Origin of the sequence: Sphingomonas sp., assembly GCF_048595155.1 — a bacterium.
Lineage (GTDB): Bacteria > Pseudomonadota > Alphaproteobacteria > Sphingomonadales > Sphingomonadaceae > Sphingomonas_I.
In genome coordinates, this window is record NZ_JBMDXN010000020.1 from 1 (window position 1) to 21,519 (window position 21,519).

The window sequence follows — 21,519 nt, forward strand, 5'->3', positions numbered from 1 at the left end:
CCGGGGGTTGCAGGCCCTGAAGCGCCCCTGTCAGGTCGTGCTGTCCACCGACAGCCGCTATGTCATGGACGGGCTGACCAAATGGCTGGCGGGCTGGCAGCGCAATGGCTGGCGCACCGCCTCCAAACAGCCCGTGAAGAATGCCGACCTTTGGCAGGACCTGATAGCTGCGGCGGCGCCGCACAAGATCAAATGGCAATGGGTCAAAGGACATGCCGGCCACCCCGAAAACGAGCGAGCCGACCAATTGGCGAGCGAGGCGGCACTGCGCGCGGGTCGCCGATAACGACCAGCCGTGTCGATCGGATCATGGCGTGCCTTGGCAAGGCTTTGACAAAGGCCGAGAAGCGCCGCGTTGAGGAGAGATAAGATGCGTGTGATCGATCATTTCATCACCGGCCACGCCGGCGGGGGCGCCGGCCGTGAAGGCGATGTGTTCGATCCCAATACTGGCGCGGTGCAGGCCCGGGTTCGGTTGGGCACGCAGAAGGACCTGGATGCTGCCGTTGCCGCTGCCCAGGCCGCACAGCCCGCGTGGGCCGCTACCAATCCACAACGCCGCGCCCGTATCATGTTCAATTTCAAGGCGTTGGTCGAAGCCCATATGGAGGAGCTGGCTCACCTGCTCTCGTCCGAACATGGCAAGGTGATCGCCGATGCCAAAGGCGACATCCAGCGCGGCCTGGAGGTCATCGAATTCTGCTGCGGCATACCGCACGTGCTTAAGGGCGAATATACCCAGGGCGCGGGACCGGGCATCGACGTCTATTCGATGCGGCAACCACTCGGCATCGGCGCCGGCATCACGCCGTTCAACTTCCCCGCCATGATCCCGCTCTGGATGAGCGGTGTCGCCATCGCGAGCGGCAATGCCTTCATCCTCAAGCCGAGCGAGCGCGACCCGAGCGTGCCGGTCCGCCTGGCCGAGTTGATGCGCGAGGCCGGGCTGCCGGAAGGCATTCTTCAGGTCGTCCATGGCGACAAGGAGATGGTCGATGCGATCCTGGATCATCCCGCCATTGCGGCAGTAAGTTTCGTCGGATCGTCCGACATCGCCCATTATGTCTATCGCCGCGGCGTCGAGGCCGGGAAGCGCGTGCAGGCAATGGGCGGCGCCAAGAACCATGGCATCGTGATGCCAGACGCGGATCTGGACCAGGTCGTCGCCGACCTCGCCGGCGCGGCCTTCGGATCTGCGGGCGAACGCTGCATGGCCCTGCCCGTCGTCGTGCCCGTCGGCGAGAAGACGGCAGATGCTTTGCGCGCCAAGCTCATCCCTGCGATCGAAGCCTTGCGTGTCGGCGTCTCGACCGATCAGGAGGCGCATTATGGCCCGGTGGTCACCGCAGCGCATCGCGGGCGGGTGGAAAACTGGATCCAGGCGGGCGTCGACGAGGGCGCGGAACTGGTCATCGATGGGCGGGGCTTCGCGCTGCAGGGGCATGAGCAAGGTTTCTTCATCGGCCCGTCGCTGTTCGATCGGGTCACGCCCGAAATGCAGGCCTATAAGGAGGAGATTTTCGGGCCGGTGTTACAGATCGTCCGCGCCGCCGATTTCGATGAGGCCGTACGCCTGCCCAGCAGCCATCAATATGGCAATGGCGTCGCGATCTTCACGCGTAACGGCCATGCCGCGCGCGAATTCGCCGCCCGCGTCAATGTCGGCATGGTCGGCATCAACGTACCCATCCCGGTGCCGGTCGCTTACCATACATTCGGCGGCTGGAAGCGCAGTGCCTTCGGCGATACAAATCAGCACGGCATGGAAGGGGTGCGCTTCTGGACCAAGGTTAAGACGGTCACACAGCGTTGGCCGGATGGGTCCGCGTCCGTTGCCGAAGGCGGGCGGACACACGATGCCTTCGTCATCCCCACGATGGGGTGAGCCCGTGTCGTGCGTCGCACAATGGCTAAGGTGACGATGGGAGAATTAGCACCACGCCGGTGATCGCACGGAGATCCAGCAAAGCGGATCGGCCGACACCGCGTGGTGCGCTACGCTACTCGTACTGAGATGCTAACGGCTCACCATAGCGCAAAGTTTCGTGAAAATTTGGTTACAAACAGAGGCGGACATGGGGGATGGTGTCGCGCGACGCTTATTGCTAATAAGTCGCACGAACATCTGAAGGCTCTATCGTGCGTCTGGATCAGCTTCCCCTGCGTACCGCCTCGCGCATTGCGACCATCGATTGGGACGGGCTCGGACCGCGCGAAGCGCGACGCCTGCGCGAGCTCGGCTTCGATGATGGTGTGCCGATCGAGGCGCTTCATCGCGGCGCCATGCAGGGGCCGCTCGCCTGCCGCGTCGGCCGCATGATCGTGGCGTTGCGACGGACGGTCGCGGCGTCCGTCATTGTCGAACCGGCATGAACGGAAGACGGCTGATCGCCACTTTCGGATCGCCCGCGTCAGGTAAGGTAGCGTCGTGAACCCCTCCCCCATGGTCGCGCTGGTCGGCAATCCCAATGCGGGGAAGTCGGCGCTGTTCAACGCGCTCACCGGTGCGCGCCAGAAGGTCGGCAATTATCCGGGCGTGACGGTCGAGCGGAAGGTCGGACGGATGTCGCTTGACGACGGCCGCCCGCTGGAGCTGGTCGACCTGCCGGGCACCTACAGCCTCGATCCGCAAAGTCCGGATGAACAGGTGACGCGCGACGTCCTGTTCGGCCGGCAAGCGGGCGAGCGGACCCCGTCGGCGCTGGTGATCGTGGTCGACGCCACCAATCTCGATAATCATCTGCGGTTCGTTCTCCAGCTGGTGGCCTTGGGCCTGCCGACCGTGATTGCCCTCAACATGGTGGACATGGCCGAACGCGACGGTCTGGAGATCGATATCGCCCGCTTGTCGGCGGAGCTCGGCGTGCCGGTGGTCCCGACCGTAGCCGTGCGCAAGCGCGGTCTCGACGATCTGCGCGACGCGCTGGGGCGCGCCGTCGGCGGCGGCGGCAAGCCCGCCTTCGCGGCCGAACGCAGCGGCGACATGCCCACCCTGCAGCGGGAGGCGCGCCGCATTGCCGGTGCGGTGACGGTGCAGCGGCGCAGCGACGGCGGATGGACGGAGCGGCTCGATCGGATCGCGCTGCATCCGGTGATCGGACCGATCCTGCTCGCCGGACTGATGTTCGTGATGTTCCAGGCGGTTTTCTCGTGGAGCCAGACGCCAGTCGAGTGGCTCGCCTCCGGCCAGGCCTGGCTGGCCGACACGGCGGTCGCGACGTTGCCGGACGGCTTCATCCGCTCCTTGCTGGTCGAAGGCGTGATCAACGGCGTTGGCGCCGTCGTCGCATTCCTGCCGCCGATCCTGATCCTGTTCACCTTCATCCTGATCCTCGAAGCCTCCGGCTACATGGTGCGCGCGGCCTTCCTGATGGATCGGATCATGGCGGGCGTCGGCCTGTCGGGCCGGGCTTTCATCCCGCTTCTATCATCTTTCGCCTGTGCCATTCCGGGCATCATGGCGACGCGATCGATCGACGATCCGCGCGACCGTCTGACCACGATCCTGATCGCGCCGCTGATGACCTGTTCGGCGCGGCTACCCGTCTATGCCGTCATCATCGGCGCGTTCATCCCGGCGCGCAGCGTAGGGCCCGGTATCGGCCTGCAGGGCCTCGTCCTGTTCTGCCTGTATATTACGGGCATTGTCGGCGCGATGGTGGTTGCCGCGGTGCTGAAGCGCACGATCAGCAAGAGCGGCAATGGCGGCTTCATGATGGAGCTTCCCAAATATCAGATGCCGGTCTGGCGCGACGTCGCGATTGGGCTGTGGCAGCGCGCCCTTATCTTCCTGCGCCGCGCCGGCACGGTCATCCTGGCAGTGACCGCAGGCCTGTGGCTGTTGACCTCCTACCCGCAAGCGCCGGAAGGCAGCGGCATCAAGCAGAGCGAATATTCGATCGCCGGCCGGATCGCCTCGGGACTGGAGCCGATCATGCGGCCGATCGGCTTCAACCACGCCATGTCGCTGGCGATCATCCCGTCGATGGCGGCGCGCGAAGTTGCGGTATCGGCCTTGCAGACGATTTACTCGATCGATGGCGCCGATGACGAAAAGCAGGGCCAGAAACGGCTGGCGCAGCGGCTGCGCGGGGCCTGGTCGCTGCCGACGGCGCTGGCTTTCCTCGCCTGGTTCGTGTTCGCGCCACAATGCCTGTCGACGATCGCGGTGATCCGGCGCGAGACCAATGGCTGGCTCTGGCCGTCCTTCACGCTGGCCTATCTGTTCGTCCTCGCCTGGTGTGCGGCCGGCATTACGTTCTGGACCGCAACCGCTCTGGGGCTCTAATAGCCGCGCTCAGCACTTATGAGCGGAGAGAAGTAGAATGGCCGGCAGCGTCAACAAAGTGATCCTCGTCGGCAACCTTGGCCGGGATCCGGAATCGCGCAGCTTCCAGAATGGCGGCAAGGTCGTCGAACTGCGCATCGCCACGTCCGAAAGCTGGAAGGATCGCAACAGCGGCGAGCGCAAGGAGAAGACCGAGTGGCATACGGTCAAGGTTTTCAGCGAAGGCCTCGCCAACGTCGCCGAGCGCTACCTGCGCAAGGGCAGCAAAGTCTATCTTGAGGGCGCGCTGCAGACGCGCAAGTGGCAGGACCAATCCGGCGCCGACCGTTATTCGACGGAGATCGTGCTGCAGGGTTTCAACGCGACCCTGGTGCTGCTCGACCGTCGTGAAGGTGAAGGTGGCGGCCGTAGCGGCGGCTGGGACGACGACGGCGGCAACGACTTCAACTCAAGTTATGCCGGCAGCGGCAGCAGCGGCGGAGGCTCGCGTGGCGGTGGATCGTCCGGCGGCCGCCCCGCGGCGTTCGACAGCGATCTGGACGACGACGTTCCGTTCTGATCGGGGGCATGGGCGCGGCGTTTCGTCGATCCGTCGCGCCTGATCCACTAAGTATCGGACATATCCCTGCTTTTCCCGCAATGGTGGGAACCGTCCTTCCGCCGAGTTCTTGTTAGCAGGCGGCCCGCCACCCTGACGCGTCGCGACAGCATCAGGATCTGGTAAATGGCCAAAACGGCTTTGGTGGTTGGCGCAAGTGGTATCGTCGGGAGCGCCACCGCGACGCTTCTCGTGGAGCATGGCTGGACCGTCTATGGGCTGGCACGCCGCCCCACCGCGCAGCAGGACGTGCTACCGATTGCCGCCGACTTGCAGGACCGGGCGGCGACCGCAGACGCGCTCCGCGATGTGCACCCCGACGCCGTGTTTATCACGACGTGGCTGCGACAGGACAGCGAGGCCGAAAATATCCGGGTCAACTCGGCCATGGTACGCCACCTGCTTGACGCGCTGCCTGCCCCCATCGGTCCGCGCCATGTCGCGCTGGTAACGGGGCTTAAACATTATCTCGGGCCGTTCGAGGCCTATGGCAAAGGCACCCTCCCGCAGACGCCGTTCCGCGAAGAACAGGGCCGCCTCGACGTCGACAATTTCTATTATGCGCAGGAGGATGAAGTTTTCGCCGCCGCCCAGCGCGATGGCTTCAACTGGAGCGTCCATCGCCCGCACACCGTGATCGGCAAGGCAGTGGGCAATGCCATGAACATGGGCACAACCTTGGCGGCTTACGCCACGCTGTGCCGTGAAACAGGCCGGCGCTTCACCTTCCCAGGTTCCGCCGCGCAGTGGAACGGCCTTACCGACATGACCGACGCGCGGCAGCTTGCACACCAGTTGCTGTGGGCGGCAACTACGCCGGAAGCCGCCAATGAAGCGTTCAACATCGTCAACGGCGACGTTTTTCGCTGGAGCTGGATGTGGGGACGGATCGCCGACTGGTTTGGGGTTACCGCCGCCAGCTTCGACGGAACGGTCCGTCCGCTGGAACAGCAAATGGCGGGCGATGCGCCTTTGTGGCGGCAAATTGCCGAGCGCGAGGGCCTGGCCGAAGCGAATCTGTCGCGACTTGCCTCGCCCTGGCACACCGATGCCGATCTGGGCCGGCCGATCGAGGTCGTGACCGACATGTCCAAAAGCCGGCAGCTCGGCTTCCTGCGCTATCAGGCCACCGACGAAGCCTTCTTCGACTTGTTCACGCAGCTGCGGGCTGATCGGCTGATCCCATAAGACGGCCGATCAGGGCAGTTTCGGGATCTGTGCCACCGATTGCGCAATGGCGTTACGCACCGCTTCCAGATGCTGGCGGTTGGCTGCATCCGGCATCGCATCGAGCATCGGATTATAATCGTCGGCGGTAATGCCCTGCCCGCTCATCACCGCAAACCAGCTGGCGTCGCGAAACAGATCCTCCGGACCGAGCATGATCCGCCCAGAGGCGCGGAATTGTTCGACCTTGTAGGCCAATGTGTCGGGCAATGGGGTGGCCTGGCAGTGCCGCCACAGCGGCTCCTCCCGGCCGTGCGTGAAATGGTAATGGAGGACCAGGAAGTCGCGAACATCCTCCATCTCACGGGTGAAGACACGATCATATTGTTCGGCAAGCTGGGGCGAACAATCGGCGCGCGGGAAGAGCGAGAGCAGCTTGCCGATACCGGTCTGGATCAAGTGGATACTGGTCGATTCCAGCGGCTCCAGAAAACCGGACGACAGGCCGATTGCCACGACATTCCCCACCCACGCGCGTCGACGCCGGCCGGGCGTGAAGCGGATCAGCCGGGGCTCGGCGCTGGGCGTCCCGATGGCGCCGAGCAAGGTTTCGCGTGCCGCTTCAGGCGACTGGAAGCGGCTGGAGAAGACATAGCCGTTACCCACCCGATGCTGCAGCGGAATCCGCCAACGCCAGCCCGCCTCCTGCGCGTAAGCGCGGGTGAAGGGTGGCGGGGCTGTTTCGGCGGCGGTCGGAGCGGCCCAGGCGCCATCGCACGGCAGCCAATCAGCCCAGGATTCGAATTCCGCCTCCATTTTCTCGGCGATCAGCAGCCCGCGCAGGCCGGAGCAGTCGATGAACAGGTCGCCCGCCAGCGTGACGCCCTTGTCGGTGGTCAGGCTGCGCACGAAGCCGCATTCGCCGTCCTGCGCGATCGCGGTGACCCGGCCTTCGTGGCGCCGAACCCCGCGTGCTTCGGCCTGCCCCCGCAAGAAGGCGGCGTAGAGCCCCGCATCGAAATGATAGGCATAGCCCAGCGTCGACAGCAGCGATCGCGGGTCGCCCACCGGGCGGGTGAACCGCCGGGCACGGGCCAGTTGGGACGTGAGGGAATAGGCCTCCGGGGACTCCTCCAGTCCGCTCTTCCAGGCGCGGATCAGGCGATGTGGGAACATGGTGGCATCACCCGGCCCGCCATAGGTGCCGAAGGGATGAAAATAGGCGCTACCGTTGCCCTGCCAGCCCTGGAATTCGATCCCCAGTTTATAGGTCGCCCTGGTGGCGGCCATGAATTCGGCTTCGTCGATCCCAACCAGCTGGTTGAACCAGTGGATGGTCGGGATCGTCGCTTCGCCGACGCCGATCGTGCCGATCGCGTCGGATTCCACCAGATCGATTGCCACATCCATGCCCGCGAGCGCCTTCGACAAGGCGGCAGCGGTCATCCATCCGGCGGTGCCCCCGCCGAGGATGACGACCCTGCGAACCGGCGGAGCGCTCATCGGCAGGCCGGCGCCCCTGGCACGGGACGTTTCAGCGCAAGGAAGACCGTGCTCCAGAGCTGCGCCGCATTGGATTCGTCGGCGTCGCCCGCCCCAGCCCCAAATGCCATCACGCGATAGCCGCCGTCGGTATAGCGCCACGACCAGAGTTCGGAGCTCTGCACCGCGCGCGTCGCCTCGATACCCCGCCACAAGGCATCCCGTGCGGACAGCAGCCGGCGGCACGTCTCCGCCGGCAGATCCCGCCGCTCGAGCTGCCGGGCCAGGCCGGCCGCGGCGAGCGCCTGGTGCCACGACCAGATCACGGTGCCGTGATAGGCATCGGGGCCGAACCGTCCCTGCTGGGCGGCATCGGCGAAGACGGGATTGGCGACGAGCATACCCGCGCCGGTCATCAGCCCCGCGGGGAAAGGCCGCTCGATCGTGTCGGCGGCAATATCCAGCTGCCGCACATCGGGATGTGCGAACAGCAGGGCGAAGCCCTCATCCGAATTAACGATCGGCACCGGCTTGCCTCCGGCATCCAAGGCGATGGCGTGATATCGCGTCGGCGCGCTGCCGGCCGCAGCCACGGCCGGCGCGGCCGGGACCCCCATCTTGGCGGCGTAACGGGTGATCGCCGCCCGCGCGTCGGGCGCATCGACGGACTGGAGGAAGAGCGCGGGCGCGTTGGCGCGCCATACGGCCGCGGTGCGCCGAAGATCCGCCATCAGCGCCGCGTCGTCGGCCTGCATATAGGGCTTGAGCAGCCCCGCACGCGCCATGGCATCAGCCGCGTCCAGCGCCGCGGGCACCAGGATGGCATTGACGTCGTAAGGGTAGCGGCCGCCGCCCAAGCCCTGGTTGCTATCGCGCCATTCGCCCGCGTCCATGCCTGGCTTCAGCGCAATGAGATTGTTCCAGCGGGGATCGGCGCCGAACGCCGCTGCCGCCTGCGCGACGAAACGGATGTTGCGCATCAGCGCGTCGCCCATGGTCGTGCCGTCGACCTGCTGGGCCAGGAACTGGCCAGCACGGGCGCGCCCGCGGGCATCGTCGAGCATCCACGCGCTGGCGACCGGCGCAAGCAGGAACGGGCTGTCGATCATGTTGTAGTTATAGACCGGAGCGGCGCTCTTGCCCTCGCCAGCCTTCAGATGATCGAGGATCGCGAACTCGCCAATATCCTCCTCATGCGCCACATTGCCGTCAGGGGAGAGGCGTACCAGCACCGAACGTAGCCCGGTTTCCACCGCCTGTGGCTGCAGCGCCGGCATCAGCAACCGCACCGACATCAAGGTGTCGCGCCCGAAATAGGTGTTGAACCGCCACGATCCCGCCATCAGCTTTTCGTGGTAGCTCAGGAAATTGAGCGCAGTACGCGCGCCAGGGTCCGCAGCTGCCCCACGCGTCAGCAGGTCGGCCTGCCGATAGGGGGTGAGAGGTGTCTCGCCGGTGAGCGCGGTTACACCCAAGGCGATTTTACCGTCGCTCCCGGCCACGATATGGCTGCCCTTCAGGGTGCCGCGCTGGACCGTCACCGTGAGCCGATAGCCCAGCGCGCCATCCAGCCGGTCGCGCGCCCAATCCAGCTGGTTGCCCTGCACCCGAACCTTGGTCAGCACCTCCGCCGGAACCGTGCCGAGGCCCTGATAATCGCGCAGCACGCGCACACTCGACAGCACGGCCTGCTTCACATCCAGCCGCCGCGCCCGGATCGTGGCGCTGAACCGCACACCGTGCAACGCGCGCCCCTGCCCGTCCACGGTCGAAACCGGCGACGGAGCAACCGGCATCGCCCATTCAGCGCCTTGCGGCAGATGCGCGAACCACAGGCCGACCCCGCTATTCCCCGCCGGGAAGGCGACGATCAGCCGCGGGTTATTGCCCGACCGCAACACGACATGCGCGGCCACCGGCCCCTGCTGCACGAAGCTGTTGAGGTTGAGACCTTCGCGATGGGCAGGCGTACGCATCCCCCCGCTGGCGGCTAAGGCCGGGATCGCAAGGGCAAGCAGCCCCACGCCCGCAAGAATGTGGCGCACCGTCATACCCCTCCTTTAGATCAACCGGCGGCCAGGCATAAGCACCGGGCCGCCGTGCGGGGCTCACATCCTGAACGTGACCGTGGCCAAGGCGTTGCGGCCGGCGATCGCGCGACCATAAAAGAAGCCATCGACAATCTGCTGGGTCTGGCCCTGGCGGGGGTTGCCTTCGGTAAAGCCCTTGGCGTTCGTCAGGTTATCGACGCTGATGCCGACCGCGATCTGCGGCGTAACGTTCACGTTCGCGCCGATCGAGAAGACGTTATAGCTGGGCAGCGCGATGCCATTGCCGGAATCGGCAAAGACCTTCCCGATATATTTCCACCGTCCATACACTTCGCCCAGACCATTGGGCAGCACGAACGACGGCGTGACGGTCAGCAGCTTCTTCGGAGTACGTTCCGGGGTATTGCCCTCAAAGCCAGGCTGGGCGACGCCATCGAAGCGCAGATTGTTGAGCTTCGGATCCTGGTAGACGCCGGTCACGTCCAGGCTGAAGAAGCTGACCGGCTTGAAGGTCGCGTCGACCTGGACACCGTTGGTCTTGTTGTTGGCCAGCGCATTGCCTTGCACCGCCGGATTGGCCGGATTGATGAACTGGTAAGACTGGTTCTTGAAGATGGTACGGAAGCCTACCACCGACGCCGAGATACCGCGCGTCTGGAACCGCACGCCGCCTTCATACAGCGTGAGATCGGTCGGCGCGTGCGTGCCCCCGGTGTCGCCTCCGTTAGTCTGGAAACCACGTGCGCCGCGTACATAGAGCGATACGTTACGCGTCAGCTCATAATTGATGCCGGCCGTGTAGGCGGTATCCTCGTAGCTGCTCTCAAGATGCGTATATGTGCCGTCGAAGGTACTGCCCACATCCCGGGCCAACCCTGGCGTTCCCGCAGGCACGCCCTGATTGACTGGAGCAGTGTTGCCGATGTTGACCGACACATCCTGCCACTCGTGCCGGACGCCAAAGTCGATGTGCAGCTTGTCGCCGATCTTCAACTCGTCATTGAAGTAGGTCGAGTAGCTGTTGACGCGATCGTTGAAGAGGCCCTGCCCCCAATTTCCATAGCTAAGCATGCCATTATTGGTCAGCTGGCCGAGTACGGTGCCAGAACCATTCAGGGCAACCAGATCGTAGATATGCGAATTGTTCGACACGCCGTTAATCAGCGTGGCGACCGCCGACTGATCATTCTTGCGGCGCACATTGTAGAACATCGCGCCGACGGTCAGCGAATTGTCGAGATCGCCGCCATGCGCATCCCAGCGGAAGCCGACATCGCTGCCGAAATCCTTGGTGGCGAGCGTCTGGTGGTTGAGCACCGTCTGCTGGAGGAGGCCGTTGCCGTTCAGGCCATTGAGCGTCGCCGTGTCAGAGCCCGGGATCACCTGCCCCGTCAGCGTGTCGCGCAGACCGAATTGGGTGGTTCCAGCGAAAGTGCTGCGTCCCAGCGCGAGCGTGTCTTTAACCGGGGACGTGGCTTCGTTCAGATAGGTTGCGGCAGACGCCAAGCCTGCCGTGCCGGAGCCGCTGCCCGGGAAAATGCCGTTGAAATCATACTTACCGTCGAGATAGCGGGCGCGGCCAAACAGGGTCAGCCCTTCGGTCACCGGCTTCTCGATATCGACGCGATAGGTGTTGGACGTCGTGTGGATCCCGCGATCGCCACGGAAGGTGCGGAGCGTCCTGCCGGTGAAAGACGAAACCGGCACGTCGATCCGCTCGAACCCTTCGCCCAGCACATTGTCACGCTTGAGGTTGAGGCCGGGAACACTGCTGATCTTGCCGCTGGAGCTGACCGCGAACGGCATGTCCGCATAATAGGGATCCTTCTCATCGCGGCGCTGGTAGCTCACGCGGATGAAGCCGTCGTCGCCGAGCTTCTGCTCCAGCGCGCCCTTGATCTGATAGCTGTTGTAGCGGAACGGCGATTTGCGCTGGCCCTTTTGCGACCAATAATAGCCGCTCAGGTTGAAGGCGAGGCGATCGGTCAGCGGCGCCGAGACATAAGCGTCGCCGCGATAATCGTTATAGGTCGTGCCCTGGACCCGCGCCGCGACGACCAGCTTATCGAAACTGGGCTTTTGCGAGATGAAGTTGATCGTCGCGCCCGCGCCGTTGGGCGAGAGGATACCGGACGTACCGCCCTCGACGGCTTCCATGCGATCGACCGAAATATCCTGCTGGAAATAAAAGTCCGCGCCGCCGCCGCCGTACAGGATCGGCATGCCATCCTGCTCGATCTGGATGAAGGTCTGCGCACCGCCGCGCAGGCCGCGTACGGAATAATTGTTCGATGCCGGACCCGCCGTGCCCTCGACATAGATGCCGGGCACCAGTTCCAACGTCTCTGCAACCGAACGCGGCGCCTTGCGCTGCAGGTCAGCGCTGCTGGCGAGCGTGACGTTCGAGGACGAGTTGAAGAGGGTGCGCTTGCCGGACGTGTTGCCGGTGACGACGATCTCTTCCAGCGCGGAACCGTCCGCTCCAGCCGGTGCGGCCGCGGGATCAACCGGTGCGGCCGCCGCCGGCGCAGCTTCGGCTGCCGCCTGTTGCGCATAAGCCGGCGCGCAGATGAGCATTGCGCTTCCGGCCAACAGCATGAATTTCGGCAATGTGGTCACGACGGCCTCTCCTGAACTTTGTTCTCGATGATCCGATCGCCGCGCGTGCACGAAACCGGTTCCTTCACCTTCACGCCGGGTCATCGCCGCCGGGACTCATTCATCCCATAGCGGCCAACGACGCTGCGATTCCGCCACCGCTAAAATTCTATGAAATGCTTTTCAAGGACAATTTTCAGACACCTCTAGGCTGAGCGCTTGCGACTGCGGGGGGCGCTGCTACCAACAGGGAATGACCGACGCCGTAACTCGCACGAACAGGAAGAGCTCCGCCGGCGAGCAGCGGCTGACGATGCAGGACATCGCGCGGCTGGCGAACGTCTCGACGCCAACGGTTTCGCGAGTGTTGAACGATAGCCCACTCGTTACCGGCGAAACCCGCGAGCGCGTGCTGGAGGTCGCCCGGCAGCATGGCTATGCGGTGAACCGCAATGCGCAGAAGCTGCGCCAGGCCCGTACCAACACGATCGCGGTGATGCTGGATTTCGGGTCGCATCGTCACGGCGCGATCGGCGATCCCTTCGTGTTCGAGCTGTTGGCCGGCGTGTCCGAAGCCTTGTCGATCCGCAATCAGGAATTGCTGTTGTCGCCTCCCGGGCTGGAGGATGCGCGCTCCTTCGCCGATTTCTTCCAGGCACGTGGCGCGGATGGCTTCATCGTTCTGGGGCAAGGCACGCGCCACGCCATGCTGAGGGCGGTATCGCGCACCAACGTGCCGCTGGTGGTCTGGGGCGCGGTATCGCCGGACGCAGGCTATTGCGCGATCGGCAGCGATAATGTGGCGGGTGGGCGGCTGGCGGGCGAGCATTTCCTGGCCCGCGGCCGCAAGCGCTGGCTGTTCATCGGCGACACCCGGCACGAGGAGCTACGTCTTCGCTCCGAGGGCCTGCGCCTTGCCGCCAAGGACCAGCCGGACGTCTCGATTGACCTCCTCGCGATTGCGTCGATGGCGTTCACCGCAACCGCCGAGACCGTCACCGATTATCTGCGTGACGCCCCGCCCCCGGATGCCGTCTTCGCTTTCTCGGACACTGCCGCCATGGCCGCGATCGGCGCGTTCAAGGCGCGCGGCCTGGTGGCGCCGCGCGATTTTTCGCTGGTGGGTTACAACAACATCCCGCCGGCGGCCCATTTCAGCCCGGCCTTGACCACGATCGAGCAGAAGACGGACGTGGCTGGCGCACTGCTTGTCGAGAAATTGATGCAGCTGATAGATGGCGGCCGGTCCCGTTCGGTGATGCTGCCGACGCGGATCGTCGTCCGGGAGACCTGAATTCGTCTTCTGACGTTGCCGTTGAAAAGCATTTCATAATCGGTATCAAAGCGCCGACGGATGCTGCAATCCGCGAAGGCGAGGATCCACCGACATGATGCCGAGGTTGCCACGATGGCGGTGATCCGCCCCGCGAGCTCACGGATCTACACGATCGCGATCCTCGCCTTCGCCTATGCCATTCTCGGCATTTTGATGAACAGCGTCGGCGTCGTGATCTTGCAATCGATCCAGCATCTCGGCGCAACCAAGCCGATGGGTTCGCTGCTGGAAGCCTGCAAGGACCTCTCGGTCGTGGCGGCATCCTTCTTCCTGGCAACACGGGTCGCGGTCTTCGGCTTTCGGCGGACAATGATCGTGGCCTTGCTTATAATGGCGGCCGCCTGCCTAACGGCATCGTTCGTCGGCACCTTTCCGGCGATGCAGCTGCTGTTCGTCGCCACCGGCCTGTGCTTCGGTGTCGTGAAGGTCGCCACCTATTCCACCATAGGCCTGCTGGCACGGGATCGGCAGGATCATGCCAGCATCACCGGCACGATAGAGGGCGCATTCATGGTCGGCGTCCTGGCCGGCGTGTGGATCTTCTCCGTTTTCATCGCCGCAGATCGCAATGGCAGCGGATGGCTGCACGTCTATTGGCTGATCGCAGGCTTGTGCCTCTTGAGCGCTCTATCGTGGGCGGCCTTGTCGCTGGACGAGCGCGGCGCCGAGGGGTCGCACACACAGGCGGGCTGGCGCGAAATGGCGAGCCTGGCGGTGCTTCCGGCGACCATCGTCGCCCTCGCCGCGCTTTTCCTCTACGTGCTGATCGAACAAGGCGTTGGCAGTTGGCTGCCCACCTTCAACAGCGAAGTCCTGCATCTGCCGGCGGCGATGAGCGTGCAGATGTCGACCATCTTCCTCGCGTCGTTGGCAGTCGGCCGGCTCGGCTCCGGATTGGTCCTGCGCCAATTCCACTGGCTGCCGGTACTTCTCACCTGCCTCTTCGCGATCGCGATCCTGATCCTGATTTCGCTACCGCTTGCACGAGGCGTGATGCCGCGCGCCGATATCGGCTGGGCGAGCGCGCCGGCCGCCGCCTACCTCTTTCCGCTGCTTGGCCTGTTCCTCGCGCCGATCTATCCGACCCTCTGCTCCGTCGCGCTGAGCGGGCTACCCCGCCCTAGCCATCCTGCGATGGTGGGCCTGATCGTCATCTTCTCGGCCTTAGGCGGCACCTTGGGCTCCTTCATCACTGGCATGCTGTTCCAGCATCTTCCGGGCGCGATCGCTTTCTATTTCCTGCTGGTTCCTATGACACTGATTGCCCTGATCCTCCCCATGATCCGCCGCCGTAGCCGCGGGACCGCCGCAGCATGACCGCCTCCTCCCCCTCGGCGTTGTTCGGCCCGATCTTCCGCGCCGTGCAGGCGCACGGACTTTATCCGGATTCCAAGTCCTTTGCGGACGCCATACCCTTACGTCCGATCGAAGAGATATTGGCAGAATGGCATGGAGGCTGCCCGCGCGAACAGAGCGATCTGGCGCGGTTCGTCGGGCGGAACTTCGCCTTGCCCGGCGAGGGGCATGAGGGCCTGTCCGGCACGGCCGGCATGGCCGATCATATTCATGCCCTTTGGTCCGTGCTGACGCGACGCCAGGAAGATAGCGCGGCAGGATCGTCGCAAATCGCCCTGCCCCGCCCTTTCGTGGTGCCCGGCGGACGCTTTCGCGAACTCTATTATTGGGACGCCTATTTCACGGCACTCGGCCTCGTGCGATCGGACCGGCACGATCTGGTCGAGGACATGATCGCGAACTTCGGCAGCCTGCTTGATCGCTTCGGGCATATCCCGAATGGAACCCGCAGCTATTATCTAAGCCGCTCGCACCCGCCGCTCTTTTACCTGATGGCGGGCCTCTCCCAGGATCGAAGCGACGACAGTCGGCGCAACCGGCTGCGTTGGATGCTGATCGAACACCGCTTCTGGATGGACGGGGAAGATGGCCTTGCGCCGGGTGGCGAAGCACGGCGGGTCATCCGTTTGCCCGACGGCACGCTGCTCAACCGCTCCTGGGACGATATCGACCAGCCCCGCGATGAATCGTGGCGCGAGGACATGGCGCTGGCTGAGGGGCTGCCGGAAGCCAGCCAGCGACGTCTTTGGCGTGACCTGCGCGCCGCGGCGGAAAGCGGCTGGGACTTCAGTTCGCGCTGGCTTGGCGACGGCCACAATCTTGCATCGATCCGAACGACACGCCTCGTTCCGGTCGACCTCAATTGCCTGCTTCACGGCTTGGAGCAGACCATTGCCGAGGAAGCGCTGGCTCTGGGCGAAGGGGATGTGGCGCGATCCTTCGCGGTTCGTGCCCAGCACCGCGCCACTGCGATCAACCAGCACCTCTGGAACGCGACTGCCGGCTTCTTCGCGGATTACGATCTCGATCGCCACACGGTTGCGCAGCAGCTCACTGCAGCGACGGCTTTTGCCCTTTTCACAGGTATTTGCCCACGGGATCGGGCAGCGGCCGTAAAGAACGCTATTGACCAGATGGTCCGCGACGGCGGGCTACTCACCACCTTGAACCCGAGCGGCCAGCAGTGGGACGCCCCAAATGGATGGGCGCCGCTGCAATGGATCGCGATCGCCGGGCTGCGGCGTTACGGCTTTACTGGTCTTGCCGACACGATCGCACATCGTTGGGTGACGATGGTGGAAGACCATTATCGTGCGAGCGGCGTCTTCCTCGAGAAATATGACGTCGAGCGACGCGGCGCCGGCGCGGGCGGTGAATATGTCACCGAAACCGGGTTCGGCTGGACCAATGGCGTGACGCTCAAATTGCTGGCCGGCATGCCGCAATAACGGCCCGCCGCCTCGTTAGCCCTGCGCGGGCGCCGGCGTGCCCAGAAGGCCGTCCAGGATCGGATCGACCCCGAACCGGTATGGATCGGAACAAGGCAAGCCCATCTGGTCGGCTGTTTGCGCGCAAAGAGTCCGCGCCTCCTCCTCAGCAAGCGTCGAGGTGTTGAGTGCGATGCCGACCGCCCGTACCGCCGGGTTGGTCAGCCGCGCGACTTGCAGATTGGCCGTCAGACACTCAGCCATATCGGGCAGCTGATAATGTGGCAGACCGCGCATGTGCGGTCGTCCCGGCTCGTGGCACAGCACCAGCGCGTCTGGCTGTGCGCCATGGAGCAGCCCGGTCGACACGCCGGCGAAGGAGGGATGAAACAAAGACCCCTGCCCCTCGATCAAATCCCATCCGCCATCGGCCCGCTCGGGCGAGAGCTGTTCGATTGCGCCGGCGATGAAGTCGGCGACCACCGCGTCGAGCGGCACGCCGCCGCCCGCGATGAGAATTCCGGTCTGGCCGGTTGCGCGAAAATCCGCCGCAACGTTGCGCCGGCGCAGCCCCTGGGTGAGGCACAATGTGGCGTACATCTTCCCGATCGAACAATCCGTTCCGACGGTGAGGAGGCGATTGCCCGCCCGTTTCTTGCCGTTGCCGACCGGGATGTCGGGACGCGGATCGCGGACATCGTGCAGCGTCCGTCCAAGCCGCTGCGCCGTTGCCACCAGCCGCGGCTCGTCCTTGAGCCGTTGATGCAGGCCGGACGCGACATCCAGCCCGGCTTCCATCGCTGCGATGGCGTCCAGGATAAGATCTTCGCCCAGCGTCCCGCCGGCATTGGCGATGCCAAGGACCAACGTCCGCGCACCCGCCGCGACACCGGTGCGGAAGTCCATGCGCTCCAGGCCGAGCGTCAGGCCGCTATCGTCGTGGCGGAACTCGCCCACGCAGACTTCCGGCCGAAAGACGGCAAGGCCGCGCGAAGTCTTGATACCAGCCGGATCGTTCGAGTGACCCAGATAGAGAAGATAGGGCGTAGCGATCATGGAGCGGTCCGCAATGTCAGGGCTTCCCGCTTTATCGCCGCGCCTCGCCAAACCCAATTCTCTGCGCCACACGCCCTATAGCGCGCGGCTATGGTTCATCGATCAGGATCGCCAGCCGATCGAGAAATTCCGACGCCATTCGCGTCGGTGGCCGATCCTGCATATAGACGGCGTTGATATCGAAGGTGATAGCCGGCTGCAGCGGGCGGGTCGCCAGGCCTTCGCTCATCGATGCCTGCGCCGTGAAATTATCGACGATCGCCATGCCGACACCGGCACGGACGAGTGCGGCCGCGACATAATATGTGCGCGCCGACGCGACCTCATCGAGCACGACATCCAGGTGGTCGAGTTCGCTCGACAGGATCCGACCGATCGGGCCGCCTTGGATCGGGCTGATGAACTTCTGGTCCTGCAGGCTGGAGAGATGGACGCGCGATGGCGCATTGGGGAAATCCTGCTCGCGGTAGAGCACGACCAATTCGCCCTCGCCGATCACCTGATGCCCGACCGGCGCCGTTGCCGGCACCTCGAAGCTGATCGCGATGTCGGTTTCGCGCTCATACAATTTGCGCACCATCTCGTCGTGATGGAGCGTCTGAAGATCAAACAGCATGTCGCGGTGGTCGCGCATGAAGGCCGCGACCGCTTCCGGTATCGCCCGCAGCCCGAGTGACGGCAGCGCCGATATCCGCAGCAGGCTGCCCCGGCCCAGACGCAGATTGTGACAGGCTTGCCGCAGTGACCGCACCCGATCCTGGATGTCTGACACCTCCGCGAACAGCGCGCGCGCGTCATCGGTCGGGATCAAACGACCGCGGGCACGTTCGAACAGGGGAAGCCCGATGGAGCTTTCGGCATGGCGCAGCACTTTCGTGACCGACGGCTGGGACACGTTGAGCGCCCGCGCAGCCGCGCTGACGGTGCCGTGCAGATAGACGGCGTGAAAGACTTCGATCTGGCGCAGGTTCATTCAGGACCCTCGGCAACGACGCCCGCTACATGGCCGCCCGCCGATCAGCCTACCGGCCCCCGCGTGCATTGTGCAAAATATCCGGGCGCCGCGCGGCCGCCAAGCCGCGCGACGCCCCCATTGGGTTCAGGCGAAACGATCAGCGCAACTCGAAGCGCACACCGACGCGGAAGGTTCGTCCGAGCAGATCCGAATAAGTGCTGTTCGCCGCGAGACCCGTTTCCGGCAGCAACATCGGCCCCTTGTTGAAAAGGTTGGTAATGTTGATGAAGAATTCGGCGTTGGACCCGCTGCTCACCGCAACCTTCTGCGTCAGGTTGAGATCGACGTAGAACAGACCCTTGATGTGCGTGTCGTCATAGGTCGGGAAGTTGACGGTCGAAAGCGGGCATCCCGTCTGACACTCGATCGCGGTAGCACTATATTTGCCGGCGCTGACGCCGCGACCCACGGCGGTGATCGACGTCGTCGGCGTTTCGAAGCTCAGGCTGCCGCGGAAGATCCACTTGGGCGTACTATACTGGCCGCCATTCACGCCGACCGTATTGACGACAACCGTTCCGGCCACACCGTTATCGAGAATATTGTCGATATAGCGGGTGGCCATGCCACGCAGCGTGATGTTGGCCGTGTTGCCAACCGGCTGGCGATACGAGGCTTCAAAGTCGACGCCCCGCACCAGCTGGCTGGCCGCGTTGAACGGCTGGGTGCGGAACAACAGGTAAGGCTGGCCTGGCGCCGAACGGCTGGGATCCGTCGTGAAGGCATCGCAGAATTGCTGCTGGCCGACGGCACAAAGATTGATGATGTCCTGCGCGCCGAAGGTGGTGATGCCCTTCGTGATGCGCATGCGGAAATAATCGACCGATGCGTTGAACCGCGACAGGAAGCGCGGCGACAGCACGGCGCCGATCGTCCAGCTGTTGGAGATTTCCGGCCGGAGATTGGTATTGCCGGTCGCGGTGGCCGAGTAAGAATAAGAGGCCGGGCCGTTATTTCCATCTGCCGTGTAGAGCGGATTGCGCACGGAATCGCTGTTCGCGGAGCCGGCCTGATATAATTCATTTAGGTTGGGCGCGCGGATATCGCGCGACCGGACCACGCGGAAGCGGATATCCTCGATCGGCTGCCAGGTCGCACCGGCCTTCCACGTGGTGACGTAGCCCGCCGTCGAATAATCGGTCGCACGTACCGCACCGTTGAATTCGACGCCGAGGCCCAATGGCACGACGGTTTCGAGATAGGCTTCCTTGACGCTGTAATGGCCATTGGTCGGCAGATAATTGCCCACCGACCAGGCGTTGGCCGTGGTCGGCCGGCCATTTGCGTCCACCGTGATCTTCGGCTGGAATTCGGCGGGTACGAAGCCCTTGATCCGTTCCTCGCGCCATTCGCCGCCGATCGCGACGCTGACGTCGCCGGCCCACGTCGCGAACGGCGTCAGCGACAGGTTCACGCCGGCATTCTTCTGCTCGACGACTTCCTTGCGATAGGGCGAGCCCAGCACATAAGCGATCGCAGCCGGATCGGCGACGCCAAGGCCGAGCCGGTTCAACGGGACGCAGGACTTGTCGTCATTGGTGGTGCTGGCGTCGACATTGATGCGGCACTGGATCGAACCCGCCGCATAGCCGCCGCTATTGCCGGCCGGTGCGAATACCGCATCTGTGGCATTGTTGATGCGCGCGATATTCTGGATGTTGGTCAGCTGCTCACGCAACTCCGCCCGGCCATATTGACCGAAGACGTTCCAATGCGCAGCCTTGCCAAAGGCATCGAACTGGCCCTCGGCACCGACCACATAACGCTGCACCTTGCGGCGATTGTTCACGCCACGGAACGGAAGATCCGCCGATGTCGTAGCCAGCGTCGCGGTGCTGATACCCGCCAGGCGCGCCGCACCCAAGGTGTTGATCAGAAAGGCGTTGTCGTTCCGCAGCGTGATGCCCGTCTGCAGGTTCGGACCCGCATTGAACACGATATGCTGCTGGTTATAGGAGGCCTCGCCGAACAGCTCGATGCTGTCCGTCACCTCGTAGCTCAGGCGGCCATAGAAGCCGTAGCGATCGTCCCTTGGATCCAGGCCGATCCGGCGGCCGGAATCGTTGACCTGCCAGCTTCCGCCCTGGGTCAAACTCGGCGCCGCACTGCCTGTCGGCGACGGGAAGGTCAGGTTGCCATATTGATATTGCAGCACCTGCCCGCTTTGACCGAAATAGAGGCCGCGCAGCGAGTTGGCAGTGGCACCGACGGACCCGGTGATCAACCCGCCCGGCGTGGAATTAGCCGCCCCGACCCCACGGCGGATCAAGAATTGCGGCGTTGTGCTGGTTGCGGTCCAGTTCGGATCCTGGATGCGGACATAGCCGGTCGCGTTCCAGTCGCGATCGACATTGAAGATGCCGTCGCGACGCGCGACTTCGCCATTGAGCAAGATGTGGCCGCGGCCGCCGGCGAAGGATTTGCCCAACGTCGCGTCGAACGAATAATTGCCGCCGTCGCCATAGGTCGTGATGCCAGCATCGCCGGCGAGCTTGATCCCTTCATATTTCTTGTCGAGCACGAAATTGACCACGCCGGCCACCGCGTCGGAACCGTAGGCAGCCGAGGCGCCGCCGGTGACGATATCGACGCTCTTCACCAGCGATTGCGGAATGGTGTTGACGTCCACCAGCCCGGTGATGGTCGACGCGACGGAGCGCCGCCCGTCGATCAGCACCAGCGTGCGAACCTCACCCAGATTGCGCAGATTGAGCGCATTGATACCTGCCTGGCCGCTGCTGAGATTGAGGCGCGAATTGGCCGGCCGGGTTGATCCGGCCAACGCCGGCTGCTGATTGATGAAATCGGCGATATTGTTGGTCGGCGACTGATTGAGGATCTCCTCGCTCGTCAGAACGCTGAGCGGTGTGGGAGAACGGAAGCCGCTACGCGCCACACGCGAGCCGGTGACGACGACATCGCTATCTCCCGCGTCCGGCAGCGATGCGCTCGTATCCTGCGGTGCGGTGGTTTGCGCTGCCGCGGGCACACTATGGATCAGCGCCAGAGCCGTCATTGCGACGCCTGCTCCAGAGAGACGGCCGACACGCGCGAAAAGTCTTCCGGAACTACGCATAATCAATAACCCCCTTTTGCGCGCGATAAGCGTGCCGCTGGAAAGGACTTTCCAACTTGGGCGATGCGC

The 21,519-nt window shown here is 64.2% G+C and carries 15 protein-coding genes; 9 read left to right on the forward strand and 6 right to left on the reverse strand.

What is annotated here, in order from left to right; all coding sequences use genetic code 11:
* The 6 genes from ACOJSI_RS04010 to ACOJSI_RS04035 all read left to right on the forward strand — a co-directional run.
* Positions 1-286 (forward strand): RNase H family protein (locus ACOJSI_RS04010; RefSeq protein WP_420136973.1); only part of this gene is annotated, 286 nt, incomplete at its 5' end.
* An 84-nt stretch (positions 287-370) separates the two neighbouring features.
* Complete coding sequence (locus tag ACOJSI_RS04015; protein WP_420136974.1) at positions 371-1,885, forward strand: CoA-acylating methylmalonate-semialdehyde dehydrogenase; 1,515 nt, start codon at positions 371-373, stop codon at positions 1,883-1,885.
* Between the two features lie 254 nt (positions 1,886-2,139).
* Positions 2,140-2,373: a FeoA family protein gene (locus ACOJSI_RS04020; RefSeq protein WP_420136975.1), complete on the forward strand. Its 234-nt coding sequence runs from the start codon at positions 2,140-2,142 to the stop codon at positions 2,371-2,373.
* A gap of 55 nt (positions 2,374-2,428) precedes the next feature.
* Positions 2,429-4,288 carry a ferrous iron transporter B gene (gene feoB / locus ACOJSI_RS04025; RefSeq protein ID WP_420136976.1) on the forward strand — a complete coding sequence of 620 codons (1,860 nt, stop codon included), beginning with the start codon at positions 2,429-2,431 and terminating at the stop codon, positions 4,286-4,288.
* Positions 4,289-4,325: 37 nt separating this feature from the next.
* A complete protein-coding gene (gene ssb, locus ACOJSI_RS04030) occupies positions 4,326-4,847 on the forward strand; it encodes a single-stranded DNA-binding protein (RefSeq protein ID WP_420136977.1) in 522 nt (173 codons plus the stop codon).
* Positions 4,848-5,012: 165 nt separating this feature from the next.
* The gene (locus ACOJSI_RS04035; RefSeq protein WP_420136978.1) at positions 5,013-6,074 is read left to right on the forward strand and encodes an SDR family oxidoreductase; all 1,062 of its coding nucleotides are present in this window, start codon (positions 5,013-5,015) and stop codon (positions 6,072-6,074) included.
* A 9-nt stretch (positions 6,075-6,083) separates the two neighbouring features.
* On the opposite strand, the gene ACOJSI_RS04040 is transcribed toward ACOJSI_RS04035, so the two are convergent.
* From ACOJSI_RS04040 to ACOJSI_RS04050, 3 genes are read right to left on the reverse strand one after another with little or no spacing between them, the layout of a single operon-like run.
* Positions 6,084-7,556 carry a tryptophan halogenase family protein gene (locus tag ACOJSI_RS04040; RefSeq protein ID WP_420136979.1) on the reverse strand — a complete coding sequence of 491 codons (1,473 nt, stop codon included), beginning with the start codon at positions 7,554-7,556 and terminating at the stop codon, positions 6,084-6,086.
* Positions 7,553-9,586, reverse strand: coding sequence for a hypothetical protein (locus ACOJSI_RS04045; protein ID WP_420136980.1), 2,034 nt, complete (start codon positions 9,584-9,586; stop codon positions 7,553-7,555). Before ACOJSI_RS04045 ends, ACOJSI_RS04040 begins: the two co-directional genes overlap by 4 nt.
* A 57-nt stretch (positions 9,587-9,643) precedes the next feature.
* On the reverse strand, positions 9,644-12,205 hold the full coding sequence (locus tag ACOJSI_RS04050) for a TonB-dependent receptor domain-containing protein (RefSeq protein WP_420136981.1): 2,562 nt from the start codon (positions 12,203-12,205) through the stop codon (positions 9,644-9,646).
* A 232-nt stretch (positions 12,206-12,437) separates the two neighbouring features.
* Here ACOJSI_RS04050 and ACOJSI_RS04055 point away from each other — a divergent pair, with 232 nt between their 5' ends.
* The 3 genes from ACOJSI_RS04055 to ACOJSI_RS04065 are packed head-to-tail and all read left to right on the forward strand — an operon-like array spanning position 12,438 to position 16,324.
* Entirely contained in the window at positions 12,438-13,478 is a 1,041-nt protein-coding gene (locus ACOJSI_RS04055; RefSeq protein ID WP_420136982.1) for a LacI family DNA-binding transcriptional regulator, read from the forward strand.
* Positions 13,479-13,538: 60 nt separating this feature from the next.
* Positions 13,539-14,837, forward strand: a complete 1,299-nt coding sequence (locus tag ACOJSI_RS04060) for an MFS transporter (RefSeq protein WP_420136983.1) — start codon at positions 13,539-13,541, stop codon at positions 14,835-14,837.
* On the forward strand, positions 14,834-16,324 hold the full coding sequence (locus ACOJSI_RS04065) for a trehalase family glycosidase (RefSeq protein WP_420136984.1): 1,491 nt from the start codon (positions 14,834-14,836) through the stop codon (positions 16,322-16,324). Before ACOJSI_RS04060 ends, ACOJSI_RS04065 begins: the two co-directional genes overlap by 4 nt.
* A gap of 15 nt (positions 16,325-16,339) precedes the next feature.
* On the opposite strand, the gene dgcN is transcribed toward ACOJSI_RS04065, so the two are convergent.
* The 3 genes from dgcN to ACOJSI_RS04080 form a co-directional block, all read right to left on the reverse strand.
* Positions 16,340-17,359 carry an N-acetyltransferase DgcN gene (dgcN, locus tag ACOJSI_RS04070; protein ID WP_420136985.1) on the reverse strand — a complete coding sequence of 340 codons (1,020 nt, stop codon included), beginning with the start codon at positions 17,357-17,359 and terminating at the stop codon, positions 16,340-16,342.
* An 88-nt stretch (positions 17,360-17,447) separates the two neighbouring features.
* A complete protein-coding gene (locus tag ACOJSI_RS04075) occupies positions 17,448-18,332 on the reverse strand; it encodes a LysR family transcriptional regulator (protein WP_420136986.1) in 885 nt (294 codons plus the stop codon).
* A 139-nt stretch (positions 18,333-18,471) separates the two neighbouring features.
* Positions 18,472-21,390, reverse strand: coding sequence for a TonB-dependent receptor plug domain-containing protein (locus tag ACOJSI_RS04080; RefSeq protein WP_420136987.1), 2,919 nt, complete (start codon positions 21,388-21,390; stop codon positions 18,472-18,474).
* Between the last annotated feature and the right edge of the window lie 129 nt (positions 21,391-21,519).

Bases quoted from the DNA above. Each gene is read 5' to 3' on its own strand.
- ACOJSI_RS04015 (WP_420136974.1), top strand. From the start codon at position 371: ATGCGTGTGATCGATCATTTCATCACCGGCCACGCCGGCGGGGGCGCC.
- ssb (WP_420136977.1), top strand. From the start codon at position 4,326: ATGGCCGGCAGCGTCAACAAAGTGATCCTCGTCGGCAACCTTGGCCGG.
- ACOJSI_RS04035 (WP_420136978.1), top strand. From the start codon at position 5,013: ATGGCCAAAACGGCTTTGGTGGTTGGCGCAAGTGGTATCGTCGGGAGC.
- ACOJSI_RS04040 (WP_420136979.1), bottom strand. From the start codon at position 7,556: ATGAGCGCTCCGCCGGTTCGCAGGGTCGTCATCCTCGGCGGGGGCACC.
- ACOJSI_RS04045 (WP_420136980.1), bottom strand. From the start codon at position 9,586: ATGACGGTGCGCCACATTCTTGCGGGCGTGGGGCTGCTTGCCCTTGCG.
- ACOJSI_RS04055 (WP_420136982.1), top strand. From the start codon at position 12,438: ATGACCGACGCCGTAACTCGCACGAACAGGAAGAGCTCCGCCGGCGAG.
- ACOJSI_RS04060 (WP_420136983.1), top strand. From the start codon at position 13,539: ATGCTGCAATCCGCGAAGGCGAGGATCCACCGACATGATGCCGAGGTT.
- ACOJSI_RS04065 (WP_420136984.1), top strand. From the start codon at position 14,834: ATGACCGCCTCCTCCCCCTCGGCGTTGTTCGGCCCGATCTTCCGCGCC.
- dgcN (WP_420136985.1), bottom strand. From the start codon at position 17,359: ATGATCGCTACGCCCTATCTTCTCTATCTGGGTCACTCGAACGATCCG.
- ACOJSI_RS04075 (WP_420136986.1), bottom strand. From the start codon at position 18,332: ATGAACCTGCGCCAGATCGAAGTCTTTCACGCCGTCTATCTGCACGGC.
- ACOJSI_RS04080 (WP_420136987.1), bottom strand. From the start codon at position 21,390: ATGACGGCTCTGGCGCTGATCCATAGTGTGCCCGCGGCAGCGCAAACC.